18 protein-coding genes are annotated in these 17,258 nt (G+C 32.4%); 7 read left to right on the forward strand and 11 right to left on the reverse strand.

Annotated features, from left to right (window positions below; translation table 11 throughout):
* Positions 1–28 precede the first annotated feature (28 nt).
* The 8 genes from Q4Q34_RS14445 to Q4Q34_RS14480 form a co-directional block, all read right to left on the reverse strand.
* Complete coding sequence (locus Q4Q34_RS14445) at positions 29–562, reverse strand: mechanosensitive ion channel domain-containing protein (RefSeq protein ID WP_303315682.1); 534 nt, start codon at positions 560–562, stop codon at positions 29–31.
* A gap of 57 nt (positions 563–619) precedes the next feature.
* Positions 620–1,579, reverse strand: a complete 960-nt coding sequence (locus tag Q4Q34_RS14450) for a septum formation inhibitor Maf (RefSeq protein WP_303315681.1) — start codon at positions 1,577–1,579, stop codon at positions 620–622.
* A 263-nt stretch (positions 1,580–1,842) separates the two neighbouring features.
* Complete coding sequence (locus Q4Q34_RS14455) at positions 1,843–2,313, reverse strand: VOC family protein (RefSeq protein WP_303315679.1); 471 nt, start codon at positions 2,311–2,313, stop codon at positions 1,843–1,845.
* A gap of 189 nt (positions 2,314–2,502) precedes the next feature.
* The gene (locus Q4Q34_RS14460; protein WP_303315677.1) at positions 2,503–3,090 is read right to left on the reverse strand and encodes a helix-turn-helix domain-containing protein; all 588 of its coding nucleotides are present in this window, start codon (positions 3,088–3,090) and stop codon (positions 2,503–2,505) included.
* Positions 3,091–3,436: 346 nt separating this feature from the next.
* Complete coding sequence (locus Q4Q34_RS14465) at positions 3,437–4,042, reverse strand: Maf-like protein (RefSeq protein WP_303315676.1); 606 nt, start codon at positions 4,040–4,042, stop codon at positions 3,437–3,439.
* The gene (locus Q4Q34_RS14470; protein WP_303315675.1) at positions 4,035–4,955 is read right to left on the reverse strand and encodes a geranylgeranylglycerol-phosphate geranylgeranyltransferase; all 921 of its coding nucleotides are present in this window, start codon (positions 4,953–4,955) and stop codon (positions 4,035–4,037) included. The genes Q4Q34_RS14465 and Q4Q34_RS14470 overlap by 8 nt, the downstream gene beginning before the upstream one ends.
* Before the next feature lie 109 nt (positions 4,956–5,064).
* Positions 5,065–5,595, reverse strand: coding sequence for a KdsC family phosphatase (locus Q4Q34_RS14475; RefSeq protein ID WP_303315674.1), 531 nt, complete (start codon positions 5,593–5,595; stop codon positions 5,065–5,067).
* Positions 5,576–6,343 carry a Rossmann-like and DUF2520 domain-containing protein gene (locus Q4Q34_RS14480; protein WP_303315671.1) on the reverse strand — a complete coding sequence of 256 codons (768 nt, stop codon included), beginning with the start codon at positions 6,341–6,343 and terminating at the stop codon, positions 5,576–5,578. Before Q4Q34_RS14480 ends, Q4Q34_RS14475 begins: the two co-directional genes overlap by 20 nt.
* Positions 6,344–6,662: 319 nt before the next feature.
* Here Q4Q34_RS14480 and Q4Q34_RS14485 point away from each other — a divergent pair, with 319 nt between their 5' ends.
* The 3 genes from Q4Q34_RS14485 (at position 6,663) to Q4Q34_RS14495 (ending at position 10,684) form a co-directional block, all read left to right on the forward strand.
* Positions 6,663–7,064, forward strand: a complete 402-nt coding sequence (locus Q4Q34_RS14485; protein WP_303315669.1) for a group III truncated hemoglobin — start codon at positions 6,663–6,665, stop codon at positions 7,062–7,064.
* A 267-nt stretch (positions 7,065–7,331) separates the two neighbouring features.
* A complete protein-coding gene (ccsA, locus tag Q4Q34_RS14490; protein ID WP_303315668.1) occupies positions 7,332–10,517 on the forward strand; it encodes a cytochrome c biogenesis protein CcsA in 3,186 nt (1,061 codons plus the stop codon).
* A gap of 8 nt (positions 10,518–10,525) precedes the next feature.
* Positions 10,526–10,684: a hypothetical protein gene (locus Q4Q34_RS14495; RefSeq protein WP_303315666.1), complete on the forward strand. Its 159-nt coding sequence runs from the start codon at positions 10,526–10,528 to the stop codon at positions 10,682–10,684.
* Here the strand turns inward: Q4Q34_RS14495 and Q4Q34_RS14500 are convergent.
* Positions 10,681–11,346: an HAD family hydrolase gene (locus Q4Q34_RS14500; RefSeq protein WP_303315664.1), complete on the reverse strand. Its 666-nt coding sequence runs from the start codon at positions 11,344–11,346 to the stop codon at positions 10,681–10,683. The two genes, Q4Q34_RS14495 and Q4Q34_RS14500, sit on opposite strands and share 4 nt — an antisense overlap.
* Before the next feature lie 196 nt (positions 11,347–11,542).
* Here Q4Q34_RS14500 and Q4Q34_RS14505 point away from each other — a divergent pair, with 196 nt between their 5' ends.
* The 4 genes from Q4Q34_RS14505 to rlmF are packed head-to-tail and all read left to right on the forward strand — an operon-like array spanning position 11,543 to position 14,675.
* On the forward strand, positions 11,543–12,949 hold the full coding sequence (locus Q4Q34_RS14505; protein ID WP_303315662.1) for an MATE family efflux transporter: 1,407 nt from the start codon (positions 11,543–11,545) through the stop codon (positions 12,947–12,949).
* Positions 12,950–12,981: 32 nt separating this feature from the next.
* Positions 12,982–13,335: a DUF1801 domain-containing protein gene (locus Q4Q34_RS14510; protein WP_303315660.1), complete on the forward strand. Its 354-nt coding sequence runs from the start codon at positions 12,982–12,984 to the stop codon at positions 13,333–13,335.
* Between the two features lie 6 nt (positions 13,336–13,341).
* Positions 13,342–13,770, forward strand: coding sequence for a VOC family protein (locus Q4Q34_RS14515; RefSeq protein ID WP_303315659.1), 429 nt, complete (start codon positions 13,342–13,344; stop codon positions 13,768–13,770).
* Between the two features lie 23 nt (positions 13,771–13,793).
* Positions 13,794–14,675, forward strand: coding sequence for a 23S rRNA (adenine(1618)-N(6))-methyltransferase RlmF (rlmF, locus tag Q4Q34_RS14520; RefSeq protein ID WP_303316297.1), 882 nt, complete (start codon positions 13,794–13,796; stop codon positions 14,673–14,675).
* Positions 14,676–14,800: 125 nt separating this feature from the next.
* Here rlmF and Q4Q34_RS14525 read toward each other — a convergent pair whose 3' ends face one another.
* Both Q4Q34_RS14525 and pckA read right to left on the reverse strand, forming a co-directional pair.
* On the reverse strand, positions 14,801–15,478 hold the full coding sequence (locus tag Q4Q34_RS14525) for a DUF2490 domain-containing protein (RefSeq protein ID WP_303315658.1): 678 nt from the start codon (positions 15,476–15,478) through the stop codon (positions 14,801–14,803).
* Positions 15,479–15,601: 123 nt separating this feature from the next.
* Positions 15,602–17,233 carry a phosphoenolpyruvate carboxykinase (ATP) gene (gene pckA, locus Q4Q34_RS14530; protein ID WP_303315657.1) on the reverse strand — a complete coding sequence of 544 codons (1,632 nt, stop codon included), beginning with the start codon at positions 17,231–17,233 and terminating at the stop codon, positions 15,602–15,604.
* Positions 17,234–17,258 lie beyond the last annotated feature (25 nt).

Here is a 17,258-nt window from a genome sequence, read left to right on the forward strand (position 1 = left end):
AATAAAATCTATTAAATATATGAAATATTTAAACAGCATCAGCACCTTCATCTATGGCATCTTTTTCAACAAGAGTTACTGCTTTTTGGAGCATTAAATTATTGGGGTAGGTTACTAAATCTCCATTATCTAATCTTAAGTGCAATTGAAACGCTCTAATATCCTCAATAATAGCTTTAATAGGGAAATCTTTATCATGAATTTCTATTTTATCACCTACTTTATATGGGAAATTAAAAAACATAATAATACCAGATGTTACATTACTTAAAATTGACCAAATAGCAAATAAAGCAATACCTAATATGGCAAATACTGAAGAAAAAATAACTGCTAGATCTTCAAATTCGGCACCAAAAATAAAAGCTTCAATAAGTAAAGCAATTAAAAAAAGAGTTACGGTTACATATCGGCGCATAAGGCGGATTCTGGCTTCATTTATACCGTTTTTTTTGGCCACTTTTGTTATCGTAAAATTTGTAACAAATCTTATTATAAGGATAGAGAGAAGAACAATTCCTGTGATTATAAATTCTTCTTGGTTAGTTTCAAAAAAACTCATTTTATGAGAAATAAAGTTAAAAATCTAATGTAAAGATACGTTAGAAAAAATTTATTTTTAATTTAATTGAAGTGTATCTCTTAAAATTTCATCTTTATTATGATTTTTGCCCCAGTAAGCGGATTTTATGGTTTTTAACTTTGTTGCTTTAGTCGTTAATTCTTTAGCATTCGAACCAAAACCACTTTTAAACGTTTCTTCCCAACCTAAAATGCTATAGGGGAAATTAGGGTTAAAATTAATAATCAATGTTCTATTTAAGCTGGGATAGTTCAAGGAGTAAGTTCCATTTGCCAAAACTGCTGTGGCTTTGTATGCCTTAATTGGAACATGTCTTAATCGGCTATACTCAAAAGAAGGTATTATTTCCAAATCCCCAGTAGGGAGTGACTTGGGGTCGATGCGTAGTTGTGTCCACAATTCATTTTCTAAAATGGCTTTATCTAAGTTAAAACTTTTATCAGCTTCTCCTTCAAAATAAGAATGAGACATGATCTCAAATTGCTTTTTATTATTAAGTTGAGAGTATACATGCCCACACCATTCCTGCATAGAACTTGATATTTTTATGGCATGCTTATCATTAGAAACAGGGTAGAAGGTACTCTGCATGATGGAATATGGATATATGCCCGTGTTAAATTTTTTAGTAGCATTTAGTTTTAAAACAGGAACATTTTTTCCGCTTTGCCTATCTGCTTTAACCTGAACTTTAGGTAAAAAATCTTCCGTGACATATATTAAAACGGCTTGTCCGTTTCTTATTTCTCCATAGCGTGCTTGTTCTAATTTGTATGATGATATTTCGGCTTCGCCAGCATACCAATAATTTTTAAACTCTTGAGATAATTGCTTTATTTCTTCTGAATTATTATTTAACGGAATGTTAGTCGTTGTGTTAAGAGCTAAATCTTTTGATGACTTATCCTTTTTGCACGAAGTAAGTATGCTTAAAATTGCAACGATTAGGTAAAAAGCGATCTCTACTTTAATGATTTTTTTGAGTGATTGTATCATGGTAAGGATGTTTAACATGATAAAGTTACAAACTAATCATGTGTTAACCACGTCATTTAACGTTTTATAAACAAGATAAAGGCGTGTAGTTCGTCGAGTGTTTTTTTATAATCTTATTCTTTTATAAGGACTAGATAATGTAACTATTATGACAGGTAATACTTGTAATTAGTTAATGTAAGTATACATGGTAATGGTGATTATTGTGTGGGCTTTATTTCAGTATGAGATCGGTATGACTCACACAATAGTGTCGTATGGCGTTACTTTTCATTCTTTTCTAATTCCAACCAATCTTCATACGAAATGACTAAACTGCCTTTTTCAGGACGATATTTTCCAGGAAGCTTCCCAATAAACTCTAAAGGGTGTCCGTCAGGGTCTGAAAAGTAAATTGCTATTGCTGGAATGTTGGCAAATACCATTGGTCGTTCTGAGTTGTCATTAAAAAAGTTCCAAAAGTGTAAATCATTAGATTTAAGGAAATCAACAGATTCATTCAAAATCCATTCCCAGTCGCATTCAAAAGCAAAATGTCTTAAATCAATTTCATCTTTAGGCTTTTCCCATATCCCTAACATGGCCTGTCTCGGTTTCTCACCAATCCAGAATAAAGCAGCTCTTCTTTCTTCTTCAAAAAGATATTGCTCAAGCTTGAGTGTGTTAGTATAAAAGTCAATCGAACGTTCGAGGTTTTCAACAAACAAATGGGTTTCAAAAAGTCCTTTTATCATATCTATTTTGTTTTTTCAGGACGGGTCAATGTTGTGTACAACGAGTTTGTATATGAAAAGTAGTGCATTTAGTTGCTAGGCTTTCATTATTAAAACTAAAGTAATAAAAAAGTACAAAACTTTGAGTCTTGCACTTAGTGAGTTATTTTTTATATATGTTGTTGTACACTGGTTTTCATATAACAATGTTTATACTTTCAAAAATTTCACACTAGTGTTATACCAAACAGGTTTATTATTACTTATTCGTATTGAATTAAAAATGATTAGTAAAAAATTTATGGTATACATATAGCTCATAAATCTTAGGCTACTTACGAATATTAAAGCTATTGCAGGATTTTTGCTAAAAAATATAATATATACGGCTATTAATATAATTCCCAAAAACAAAATTAAGTTCCAAGTAAGTTGAAAGTTCAAAATTGCTGCTCCTAAAGTATTAATTCCCTTTATTTTATTTTTTTTGGAATTCCACATAAAATAAGGAATTAGTACTCCGAAGAGAGGGAAAAATAAGAAAGTCAGTGATGATAGGTGTAAAATTTTTAAAAAAACATTGTCTTCTTGGATTGCCCAATCAATTAATTCGTCTGGGGTAACATTGAGTGCATTAGATATTTTCTTTAGAGAATCTCCAAGAGGTTTTGTTTCTCCATTTTCAATCCGTTGTATAGTTCGTAAACTTAGTCCAGATTTTTCAGCCAATTCTTCTTGAGAAAATCCAAGTCTATTTCTTATTTCTTTAATCTTTACAGAGGTTTCTGTGTTCTTCATTTTATCTTAATTTAGTATTTAAGACAAAACTAATTCTTATCTCAAATTATGGTAACGTCATTACTATGTCATCTTTACGTCATCTATGTCAATCGCTATATAAATGCTTAATTTGAGTTGTGAATTATTAGTTTCTCTACTTGTGTACAACCTAAATATATAGTTAATATTAACTATATATTTATTATATGAGTAGCTAAATTAGTAAATCTTTTATTGAAACATTAGAATAAATTTCAGTTGTTTTATTGGAATTATACAACTTAATGAAGTTCTGTCGAAATTTTCTTAGATCACCTTAAATTTCAATAAGTTTCGACTGTGTAAGGTATGCGTTAAAAACATGTTATTTCGAATTTAGAGATACATTAACAATATCATGCAACGTTTTATAAACAAGATGCGTGGGTAGCCCCATAACATTAAAATAAGAGCCTTCTAATTTGGTAACACCTATTTGTCCTATCCATTCTTGAATACCATAAGCGCCAGCCTTATCAAAGGGCTTGCAGGTGTTTATGTAGTATGTAATCTCATCATCGGTTAAATCTTTAAAAGAGACTTTAGTAATAGCATGTAACGTCTTTTCATAAGTTTTAGTGGTGAAACAAACCGATGTAATGACTTCATGGGTTTTATTACTTAAAGATTTTATGATACTAAAAGCCTCATCTTCATCTCTGGGTTTTCCTAAAGCGATATCATTATGCCAAACTATGGTATCGCTGGTAATGAGAATATCGTTATCTTTTAAGTCATTCTTAAAAGGGAGCGCTTTTAACTGAGCAAGATAATTACTGATTTCAAAATGCGTTAAGCGTGGTGGATATTCTTCTTTTACCGGTTTTAAAATAATATCAAAATCTAAACCTAAATCTTTAAAAAACTCTTGTCTCCTAGGTGACCCGGAAGCTAAAATAATACGATGATTTTTTAGTTTGTCGTTAAGCATTGTGTAAAAAGATATACTTGTATAAAAGTAAGGAAAGCATTCCGAAAAGCATCACTAATTTAAGGATGTTACTAATATGATGATGATCTTTTTTTGTTGAAGCGCTAAAAGTTTTTATGCTTATGTAGAATAATGGGCCAATTATAAGTAATATAGCATATAAAACGGCTATTTGGCTCTTATAAAGTTCGTTAATTGTATATAAGGTGATAATAAAAAGTGGAACAAGCGACAAAACAAAAAGGACTTTAGTGGCACGTTCTCTTCCAATAGCAATGGGTAATGTATTCATACCTGCTTTATGGTCACCATCAATATCCTCAATATCTTTGGCTATTTCTCTAAGTAAATTGATAATAAAAGCAAATACAGCATAATTGAAAATAATTTTAAAAAAAGCTAATTGAATTTGCTGATTTTGAGGTGTTATGGGAGGAAGCAATTCAAACACACCAACAATAATAACGCTTAGCGCTACGAGTACAGAAATAATAATATTGCCTATTAGAAGGGTGCGTTTTAGGTAAGTAGCATATACATAAAGCAATGCCGAAATAATTACAAAAATAGAAAAGAAGGGACTTTTGCCAACCAGATGTGATACATAAAACCCTAAACCAACTCCAATAACATTAAACACAATAAATAAATTATAGGCTGTTTTTTCTGAAATAGATTTACCAATAATTAACTTATTGGGTTTATTTACTAAATCCGTATCAACATCATAAATATCATTGATAATGTTTCCAGCAGCAGCAATGAATATAGTTGCAAGAATTAGAAGTGTGATTCCTATAGACGTTAAGCTTGTTTGTGCTCCGAATGGTTCTAGAAAAGCATATTTAATAAGTAATTGCACAAGGGTAATCATAAGTAAGTTTTTCCAGCGGATGAGGTTTAGGAAGTTCAATGTTTATTTTAAAATTAAATGATTATAAATATAGCCACGAATTCACAAATATATATTTTTCAAACTTCAAACTTCAAACTTCAAACTTCAAACTTCAAACTTCAAACTTCTAATCATACTTAGCCCCAAAATTACCATTCCATTTTTCCTGTACTTTTAGTACTTGTTCAATAACATCGCGTACAGCACCTTTACCACCTTTTTTATGTGAAATGTATTTTGAAATATTTTTTATCTCTGGAACAGCATCTTGCGGACAACAAGGTAAGCCAATGCGTTTCATAACTGGGAAATCAGGAATATCATCTCCCATGTAAAGCACATTTTCAGATTTAATATTGTTATCACCAAGATATGCTTCTAATTGCTCAATTTTGTTATGAGCGCCTAAGTAAATATTAGAAATGCCCAATCCCTGCAAACGAACCCGAACTCCTTCGTTAGAACCACCGGAAATAATACAGATATTATAACCCATATCAACAGCCGTTTTTAATGCATAGCCATCTTTTATGTTCATTTTTCGTAACATGTCTCCAGTAGACGTTACGGTAACAGTGCCATCAGTTAAAACACCATCTACATCAAATATAAAGGTTGTAATATGCTCTAAGTATTCTTTATAACTTTTTTCTTCCATGTGTGCGTTGTATAGAGTTGGTTAATAGTTGGTATATGTCTTTATGGTGTTGATTTTCTAAAAGCTTTAAATGCTTACGGATTGTTTTCTTATCATCACGTTTTGCAGGCCCTGTTTGAGCTTTAAAAGGCGATAAATCCTGCACTTTTTTAGCAGTTTCAAGAATAAGCGGTTTTAAAAGATCGAATTCGGCGCCTTGGCTTTCAGTTATTTCATGTCCTATTCTGTATAACTGATTCGCAAAATTATTTACAAAAACAGCTGCTAAATGCAACACTTTACGTTGATCGCTATTAACTCTTTTTGTTGGACTACCAATAGCTAAAGCCAGATTCTTTATAATAGGATAACTTTTTTTATCAATAGTTTCAATGCAAATCGGAACATTTTTAAAATCTATTTGAGCCTCTTTACTAAATGTTTGTAACGGGTAGAATACACCACGTTTATGTTTTTTATCAATATCATACACGCTCACACTTCCAGAGGTATGCAAAACCAATTTGTTTTCAAAAGGAAGTTGAGACGAAAGCCCAGCAATAGCATCGTCACTTACAGCCAAAATATAAACATCGGCATCATTGATTAGTGATAAGTCATCAATAATTTCAACACCATTTTTATAAGAAGCTATAGCATCTATACGTCTACTATACCACTGATTTATATTGATGTTGTCCGCTCTTTTAAAAGCCTTAAATAAATGTGTTGCAACATTACCTGAACCTAGAATTACTACTGAAATCATGTTGCTAAAATACTAACGAATTACGAATTACGAATTATGAATTACGATTTTTTAACTGAAAGGTTTTTGGTAACATTTTAGTCAACAATTTATTTAAATTCTAAGATTTTCTGTGTCATTATATTTTAGCGAGAAATAATAGATTAATTTTGTTTCATATGAACTCATTTAGACTTTTTGGATTTAAGCGAAAATTAGAAGTTTTTGCCTCTGTTAAGACTTTTTTGAGTTGCATAGCCGAGCTACGGAAGGAAAAAAAGACAAAAACAGAGCCGAAAACAGCAATTTTTTAGCAAATTGAAAAAGTCTAAATGAGTTCATGAATAAAAAAGATATTGAAACCAGAGACGATGTGTTTTTATTAGTATCATCATTTTATGGCAAAGTGAGAAAGGATGCTGTCTTAGCCCCTTTTTTTAATGACACTATAAAAGATTGGGATGCACATTTAGAACGTTTAACGACCTTTTGGGAATCGAGTCTTTTTATGACACGAAAACTAAAAGAGAAGTATTTAGGAAATCCTCTAGAAGCACATATTAAAGTGGATAAGGAAAATAAACATCGTATTTCTGAAACACACTTTGGATTATGGATGAACTTATGGTTTGAAACTGTCGACGAACTTTTTGAAGGAGACTATGCTGAAAATGCAAAAAGACGAGCTAGAAAAATGAGTACCTTTTTATATCTCAAGATTTTTGAAGCAAGAAGGGTTTAGTATTCAGTGTTTAGTGTTCAGTAACCAGTGACTAGTAACCAGTGACCAGTGACCAGTAACCAGTTAGCGGTATTCAGTTAGTAGTTTGGGAAAATAGGGAAGCAAATACTTTGGCTTTATGCCTCTGCACCTTAGCGAGTATAAAATCAAAACCCATCAAACCCTAATATTTTCAACATCATTATCTGCCTTTTTTTTTCAATACTTTAACACACCATAATAAACATAAATACGTAAATTTGCACAACCTTAAAAAGGGTTTCAATTATGCAAAATAAGCTAACCAATATTCTCTTCTCAACACGTCTTACAGCTATTTTATTTATTGTCTTTGCAGCAGCTATGGCTATAGGAACATTTTTAGATGTAGGTCAGGAGACATCGCCAACACCATATACCAGAAATTTAATTTATAATGCCTGGTGGTTTGAAGCCATTATGGTGTTTTTTCTCATAAATTTTACAGGCAATGTTTTTAGATTTAGATTGTATAAAAAAGAAAAATGGGCGACTTTTATTTTACATTTAGCCTTCATTTTTATATTGTTAGGTGCTTTTATTACAAGATATGCCAGTTTTGAAGGTATGATGGCTATTCGGGAAGGCGCTACAGAAAACACGTTTTTATCTGCAGATACTTATGTCATTGGGCAAATTGTTGGTGATTATAAAATTAATGGGCAACTACAGCAACGTTATTTAGAAAGTAAAGTTGATTTTTCTGGTAGATTGGAAAACGAGTTTAAAATTGAAACCGATTATAATAAACAACCCGTTACTATTGAATTAGAAAAGTTTATAGTTGGTGCCGAAGAAGATATTGTTCCAGACGAGAATGGAGAGAAATATTTAAAAGTAGTAGAAGCAGGTGGTAGTGGCCCTCACAATCACTTTTTAAAAGCAGGAGAGGTACAGAGTATCCACAATATTTTATTTGCATTAAATAAACCTACAGATGGTGCTATAAATATTACTTATAATAATGATGAGCTTACCATTCAATCTCCTTTTGAAGGTGAGTATATGACCATGGCTACCAGAGCACAAGGTAAATTAGTAAAAGATAGTTTACAGCCCTTAATATTGCGTTCACGTTACATTATTGGCAATATGCAGATGGTATTCCCTAAACCAGTGGTTAAAGGTGTTTTTGATGTGGTGAAGAAATCACAACTTTTAAAAAATGATGCAGATGGAGCGGTATTTAAAGTTACTGCTAATGGCGAAACAAAACGAGTAGGGGTATTGGGAGGAAAAGGTATTAATGGAAACTATAAAGAAATCCAAGTAGGTGGTTTGGACTTCGCATTAAAATATGGTTCTAAAGTGTTGGAGTTGCCATTTAATATAAAGCTAAATGATTTTGAAGCAGAACGTTATCCCGGAACAGAAAAAGGATATTCTGCGTATTCTAGCAAAGTGACGGTTTTAGATGAAAAAGAAGGTGATTTTGATTATAAAATCTTTATGAATAATATCTTAGATCATCGTGGATATCGTTTTTTTCAGTCTGGATTTGATCCCGATGAAAAAGGGACTATTTTATCCGTAAACCATGATTACTGGGGGACTTTACTTACTTACATAGGTTATTTCATACTGTATTTTGGAATGATGGCTATTCTGTTTGTGAAAGGATCTCGTTTTGGAGATTTAAAAAATCAATTAAAGAAAGTAAAAGTAAAGAAGGCAAAATTACTCACCGTATTGTTATTATGCTTTGGTTTGAATATGTTTTCTCAAGAACATTCTGCAAACGACGGGCATAACCATTCTAAGCCAACTAAAGTACAAATCGATTCTATTTTAACAGCAAACATAGTACCCAAAACCCATGCCGATGAATTTGGGCATTTGGTAATCCAAGACCTAGGTGGACGAATGATGCCTGTAAATACTTATGCGTCAGAGATGCTACGTAAGCTAAGTAAACATGATGCTTACGGCGATTTTGATGCTAATCAAGTGTACTTATCTATACAAGAAAGTCCAATGCTTTGGTATAATGTACCCATCATTTATTTGAAACCAAAGAAAGCGGATTCCATTCGAAAAATGCTAGGGATTCCTAAAGAAGATAAATATGCTACATTAGCAGACTTTTTTACCGAACGAGGCGAGTATAAACTAGCACCTTATTTGGAAGAAGCTTATAGGGCACAAGTGCCTAACGGGTTTCAAAAAGAATTTAAAGAAGCCGATCAACGTGTTACATTGTTGTACAATTCTGTAGAGGGTATGTCTTTAAAAATATTTCCAGTTCCTAATGATGACAATAACAAATGGATTTCTACTTACGATTATAGACATGGTACTTATAAAATAAAAGATTCTTTGTATGGTAATTTTATAAAGAATGGATTTAATGTTTATCTATATACATTAAATCAAGCAAAACAAACAGGAGATTTCTCTGAAGCTTCTAAGCTATTAAGAGCGTTCAAAAAAACACAACGCCAATATGGTGCTGAGGTTATGTTGAGTGATGATAAAGTACATACAGAGATTTTATATAACAAATATGATATTTTTAAGAAACTATTTAGCTGGTATATGTATGCTGGTAGTTTACTTTTTATATTACTCATTGTTCAAATTTTTAAAGATAAAAGTAAAGCCCTAAAGATCTCTGTGACTGTTTTTAAATTCATCATTCTAGGGTTGTTTCTTTTACATACAGCTGGGTTAATTGTTCGTTGGTACATATCTGGGCATGCCCCATGGAGTGATGCTTATGAATCTATGATTTATGTAGCTTGGGCAACCATGTTTTTTGGATTAGCATTTGGACGTAAAAGTGATTTAACTATTGCATCTACTGCTTTTGTAACGTCCATGATTTTAATGATTGCCCATTGGAATTGGATGGATCCAGCTATTGCAAACCTGCAACCTGTATTAAATAGTTACTGGCTTATGATACACGTTGCCGTTATTGTGGCAAGTTACGGTCCTTTTACTTTAGGGATGATTTTAGGAATCGTATCATTGTTATTAATGATCTTTACGACTAAAGAAACCAAAGAAAAAATGCTTCTAAACATTAATGAGCTTACTATTATAAATGAAATGTCTTTAACTGTTGGTTTAGTCATGCTTACTATTGGTAACTTTTTAGGTGGTATGTGGGCTAATGAAAGTTGGGGACGTTACTGGGGCTGGGACCCTAAAGAAACATGGGCGCTTATTAGTATAATGGTTTATGCCTTTGTTATTCATATGCGATTAGTCCCTGGACTTCGTGGACGTTGGTTTTTTAACTTAATGTCTATTGTAGCGTTTGCTAGTATTTTAATGACGTATTTTGGAGTTAATTTCTATTTAGCAGGTTTGCATAGTTATGCCAGTGGAGACCAAATTGTCAGTTTGAAATTTATTGCTATTGCTTGTGTTATAGTGGCCGTTCTAGGAGCTTTTGCTTACAGAGGCTATGCTAAATATTATAAGAAGTAGTTTGTGTTATGGCGAAAACGGGCCGTGAAAAAAATACAAAAAACAAAGCGAAGCATTCTAAATTGATGACTCGGAAGAAAAACAAAAAGAAATCTGAAGAAACATTAAGAAAAGAGCGCTTAAAAGCGATCATTCAAAAAGCGAATTCACAAAATAATAAAGATTAATAGGAGGGAACTAATGCGTTTATTTTATCAAAGGAAATCTCTTTAAAATCTTTTATTGTCATGTCAGCAATGCTATAATCTTGGTTTTTAGAATGAAAACTATCAAAGCCTACACAAAAAATATTGGCAGCTTTTGCAGCTTTCATACCATTAGTAGAATCTTCAATAACGATGCATTCGTCTTTATTAAACCCTGAAGCTTTTGCGGCTTTAATAAAGATTTCTGGATGCGGTTTTGATGCTTTTAAATCACCGCCACTTAGTTTAGCAACAAAATATTTATTTAAATCAAAACGTTCAAAAATTTGATTAATACTTGTCATGGCGGCAGAAGACGCTAAAACTAAAGTTAATCCATTACTATGATAGTCTTTGATTAAATCTAAAACGCCTTCAATTAAAGTTAAATCGGAGTTACTTTCAAAAAAACGTTTGTAATATTTTCGTTTTAGAGCCACTAATGATTCAGGAGTTGCTGTTAAATTAAAATGATCACATAAACGTTTGCAAATGTTAATAGTCGATTGGCCTGTAAATGATTGATAAAGCTCATCAGAAACATGAATACCTACTTCATTAAACATATCATGATATGCTTTATTATGCATGGGTTCACTATCAATAATGACGCCATCCATGTCAAAAATAACGGCTTTTAACATCTTCAATTTTTTTTACGAATATATAAGAATCACTTAATATAGCCTAACAATCTATTTTGTAGTTTTAAATAATTTTGTAATCTTTGTAGTATGATTGTTTAAATTCACTTCCGTACCCGTTATCGAGGTTCTCTCGAGCAAAAATCTACTAGGCACACTATGTGTTTGGTAATTATTTATATTTAATACAATCAAAATGCAATCAAATAAAATTTCTTTAAAACAATTTATTCAATATTTTAAAATAGCAGTAACAGGTAAAGAACAAAACTTTACTTCAGGAAGCATTCGTCGTGCCGTATTTATGCTATCCATTCCCATGATTTTAGAAATGCTCATGGAGTCTATTTTCGCTATTGTAGATATCCTATACGTATCTAAAGTTAGCGTCAATGCAGTAGCTACTATTGGTCTAACAGAATCTGTTATTACTTTGATATATGCTGTTGCTATAGGGCTAAGTATGGCAGCCACTGCTATTGTAGCAAGGCGTGTGGGCGAAAAAGATATAAAAGGAGCTTCTAATGCAGCGGTTCAAGTGATATTTTTAGGGGTCTTTGTAGCTGCTATTATTAGTGTAATAGGTATACTGTACCCTAAGGAAATCTTAGGGCTTATGGGAGGCGAACCAGATCTTATTGCAGAAGGTTATGGATATACTCAAGTGCTTTTAGGGGGTAACATAACGATTATGTTACTGTTTTTAATCAACGCTATTTTTCGAGGTGCTGGTGATGCTTCAGTGGCCATGTGGACGTTAATTTTATCAAATGGGCTTAATATTATTTTGGATCCCATGTTCATTTTTGGTTTTGGACCAATTCCTGCTTTTGGGGTAGAAGGAGCTGCTATTGCAACGACCATAGGTCGTGGTACAGCTGTTATATTTCAATTAGCTATTTTATTTTTCGGATACAGTAAAATTAAAGTAGGAATTAAAGATTTGGTACTTCGTGTTGAGGTCATGTTTAATTTAATCAAAGTATCGCTTGGCGGTATAGGTCAGTTTTTAATAGGAACCTCTTCATGGGTATTTTTAATGCGTATTATGAGTGAGTTTGGTAGTGAAGTGTTAGCTGGATATACTATAGCCATTCGTGTAATGATGTTTACTTTAATGCCCGCATGGGGTATGAGTAATGCTGCTGCGACTTTAGTTGGACAAAATTTAGGAGCCCAAGAACCTAAACGTGCTGAATTATCGGTTTGGAAAACTGGAAAATATAGCGCTATTTTTATGGGGTTTGTCTCTATTATTTATTTGGTGTTTGCACCGCAAATAATCGTATTGTTTAATGCTACCCCAGATGTGGTTAAATACGGAAGTTTATGTTTGCGAGTGATTGCTGCTGGTTATATTTTTTATGGATATGGCATGGTCGTTATAAATGCTTTTAATGGAGCAGGAGACACTAAAACACCTACTTACATTAATTTTGTGTGCTTTTGGTTGTTACAATTACCTTTTGCATATGTGATGGCCATTACTTTAGATTTTGGACCATCAGGTGTGTTTTGGGCCATTACTTTAGCTGAAATATTAATAGCTGTTGTTGCAATTATCTGGTTTAAAAAAGGATATTGGAAAACAGTAAAAGTCTAGCAAATTATTGTTTATTAGGAGCTTTATGAATTATGCTAAAAGAAACAGATACATATTATCTAAATATAAGTGAGCCTAATAGATGTACTTTGCTGGCACTAAGAGATGTTATTTTAGATCTGGATGAAACGATTATTGAATTTTTAAAATATAAAATACCTTGCTTTGAATATGGAGGTAAGGTATTTTGCTATTTATGGATTGATAAAGAAACAAATAAGCCTAGTATTCTTATGCAGGAAGGAAAAAAACTTAATCATCCGGATTTAGAAAAAACAAAACATAAACAAATTGAAATTCTTAGAATAAACCCAAATGAAGATTTACCAATTAAAAAGATTATTTCAGTTTTAAATACAGGATTAGAATTTTTTAAAAAAGAATAAAATAACATGGAACAAAGATTAACAATAGTTGGATTAGGAGTGGACGATTTAGAGGTCTCAAATGATTTTTACGAAAATAAATTTGGTTGGAAAAAAATGAAATCGAGTAACGACGATATTTCTTTTTTTCAATTAAATGGGCTTTTACTGTCGCTTTATCCAAGAGAGAAGTTGGCAGAGGATGCCGGAGTTAGCCATGAGGGAAATGGCTTTAAAGCATTTTCTTTGGCTTTTAATACCAGAACAAAGGAAGAAGTAGATGAATTAATTCAAATATTGGAGGCAAAAGGGGTGCATATTGTAAAACAACCAGAAAGTGTTTTTTGGGGAGGTTATAGTAGTTATATTTCAGACCCAGACGGGAACCTATGGGAAATTGCTTTTAACCCTTATTTACCATTAGATGAAAAGGGAAATACAGTTGAAGAAGCATAGCTGTTTAAATAAAAACAAAGACTATTAAAACGAATTCAAACTTTCACACAAACAATAAGCATAAATCTGGATATGATTTAGATGTTCTATGCGCTTCATATCCAGATTTAAAACTATTTGTATTTGAAAATCAATATCAAACCAAAACAATTGATTTTGCAGACCCTAAGGCCGTAAAAGCATTAAATACAGCATTATTATTTGCTTATTATAATATTAAATTCTGGGAATTCCCAGATACTAATTTATGTCCACCAATTCCTGGTCGTGTAGATTATTTACATCATTTAGAAGATCTTCTAAAACAATCAAATATCCATGAAAATATACATGTTTTAGATATAGGAACTGGAGCCAGTTGTATTTATCCTATACTTGGAAATGCTGAATATAACTGGAGTTTTGTAGGTACAGATATTGATGAAGAATCATTGAAGTGTGCCCAGAAAATTATATCAAAAAATAAACTGGAAAGCTCGATTTCACTAAGGCACCAACTTAATAATTCAAATATACTTAAAGGCATTTTAAAAGAATCAGATAGATTCCCAGCAGCTATTTGTAATCCCCCTTTTTATAAATCGGAAACAGAAGCTTTAGAAGCGACTACACGAAAACTAAAAGGTTTGAATAAAAATGATGACATTGATATAGTTAGAAATTTTTCAGGAACACATAACGAACTTTGGTACAAAGGTGGCGAAAAGGCGTTTATTCATAATTATTTATATGAAAGTTCTCTGTTTAAAGAGCAATGTCTTTGGTTTACAACATTAGTCTCAAAAAAAGATTTGGTAAGAGGGATGCAGGTGTCTCTAAAAAAGTTAGGAGCCAAAAAAATTAAGATCATAAATATGGGACAGGGTAATAAAATATCGCGTATTGTCGCATGGACGTTTAAGTAAAGGATGTTAATTAAGAAGAAGTGTATAAGAATTAATGCCATTGCGAAGCAAATTTTTATTTGCTGTGGCAATCTTTATAATTTGAACAGATTGCCACGTCGTATCTTCTCGCAATGACATCAATGTTAAACTTTTTTCTTTCTGTGATCCGTTTTAATAAATAAGCTTATTTGTAATCTGTGTAGATTTAAGTCGTTTATATAACGGTACATATGGCCTAATTGTAGATTACAGGATTTATTAAGATTTATACCAAGAGCGCCATAAAGTCTGTTTTCTGAAAAGAAGTCTTTTTCAAGATGAAAAATGACTTCATTATTTGCACGGATGAAAAGTGTTTTGTTTAGATTAATTTTTGTTCCTAATCGATATCTTAACCTATTTTTTGATGAATGACCAACCCTAAGATTAAATAAACGCTGCTCAAGCCTCAATCGATGATCTATAGGTAAATTACTTAACTTATGTTTATAGGCAATTTGCTCAGATATCCTGTATTCATATACATGTTTGCCATCCAAGCCTTGAATACTTCTGTCAATGTCTAAAAAACTATAGCCTAGTTCAACTTTTAGTTTACTATTTATGTGATAATTGATGCCGCCTTTAAGAAGCAGTAAATTAAGGTTTGTTGTTGGCTCATAAGCCCAGATTTGTCCACCAGCAACAATGCTTATTTTGTTTGATATTCTGTGGTTTCCAAAGTAAGTATACCAGGCACCTAATTCGTCTTCTGGTGAAGTTTGAGAGTGACTTAATGTAATAGTAAGTAAAAAAATAAATGGTGTTAAGTAATGTTTCATCATTTTGAGTTTGAGAAATAAGATCTCTAGCATTACATTTTGTAGTGCTTTCAATCTATATAAAAATCAGTGATATAAAAGGAGCTCTTTTCGAGCCCCCTTTTTAGGTTAAATAAGAATCCATTAAAAGTGTTCGTGTAAGTGATGATGTTCGTCAATTAGTGGACCACCTTCAATAATTTGTTCAGATGCTTGACTTGCAAATTTTTCAAAATTTAAGTGGAATGAGTGAGCTAATTGAATAGCTTTGCCTATATATGCGCCTTTTTGTAACCAAGTGTTCATAGGGTCTAATATTTCAGAAGGAACTCCTGGGCAATATTTAGGCATGTATAAGCCAAAAATAAAATTTTGTTCATAATCTACATTATCCAAGTCACCATTAAGTATTCCAGTAATCATAGCTCTTGTATATTTTAATTTTATACGGGATCCAACACCGTAAGGCCCTGCGCTCCATCCGGTATTGATTAACCATACGTTTACACCAGCTTCTTGCATTTTCTTGCTTAACATTTCACCATAAACAGCTGGATGTAATGGCATAAATGGTTCTCCAAAGCAGGCAGAAAAAGAAGGTACTGGTTCTGTAATACCAGCTTCTGTTCCTGCAACTTTAGCTGTGTAGCCAGAGATAAAGTGATAAGCAGCCTGTCCTGGTGTTAATTTTGATACTGGTGGTAATACACCAAAAGCATCACATGTTAAAAAGAATATATTTTTTGGGTTGTCTGCATAAAGTGTTTCTTGAATGTTATCGATGTGATAAATGGGGTAGCTAACACGAGTATTTTGAGTAATGCTACTATCTTTATAATCGACTTCACCATTATCTTTAAAGATTACATTTTCTAATAAAGCTCCTGGTTTAATGGCTCTAAAGATATCTGGTTCTTTTTCTTCAGTTAAATCAATAACTTTTGCATAACAGCCACCTTCAAAATTGAAAATAGTGTTATCTGCTGTCCATCCATGTTCGTCATCACCAATTAGTTTCCTGCTTGGGTCTGCGGATAATGTTGTTTTTCCAGTTCCGGAAAGCCCAAAGAAAATAGCTGTATCTCCGTATTTCCCAACATTTGCAGAACAATGCATTGGTAATACGTTTTTCTCAGCAGGTAAAATCATATTTAACGCAGCGAAAATCCCTTTTTTTATTTCACCCGTATAAGCAGACCCTGCTACTAAAGCTATTTTTTGAGTAAAATTGATAATTGAAAAGTTCCCTTGACGTATACCATGAGCTTTTGGGTCTGGACAAACATAGCCAGGAGCACAAAGAACTAACCAGTCTTCTTTAAAATTCTCTAATTCTTTTTCACCAGGCCTTAAAAACATGTTGTAAACAAATAAGTTAGACCAAGGTAATTCTGTTATTGATCTAATTTTTGTCCGATATTCTGGTTCCGCACAAACGTAACCATCTCTTGCATAAATCTCTTTTCCAGACAGGTAGTTTATTATTTCTTTTTTAAGCTTCTCAAAATTTTCAGAGGATACAGGCTTATTAGTCTTACTCCACCAAACTTTGTTTGCTGTATAGTCGTCTTTTACCAGAAAACGATCTTGTGGAGAGCGTCCGGTAAATTTACCTGTATTTATGGCTAAAGTACCATTTACAGTTTCTCTTCCCATACCTTTTTCAACAGTAATCTGTTGAAGTTTGCTAGGCGATAAGTTCCAATTCACTTTTACGTTTTTTAAGCCATACTGTTCTAAACCTGTATGTGTCTTAATTTTTGATGCTTTTTTCATTTTTCTGAATTTTAAGGGTCCATAT

The sequence above is a fragment of the Flavivirga abyssicola genome, assembly GCF_030540775.2.
GTDB lineage: Bacteria > Bacteroidota > Bacteroidia > Flavobacteriales > Flavobacteriaceae > Flavivirga > Flavivirga abyssicola.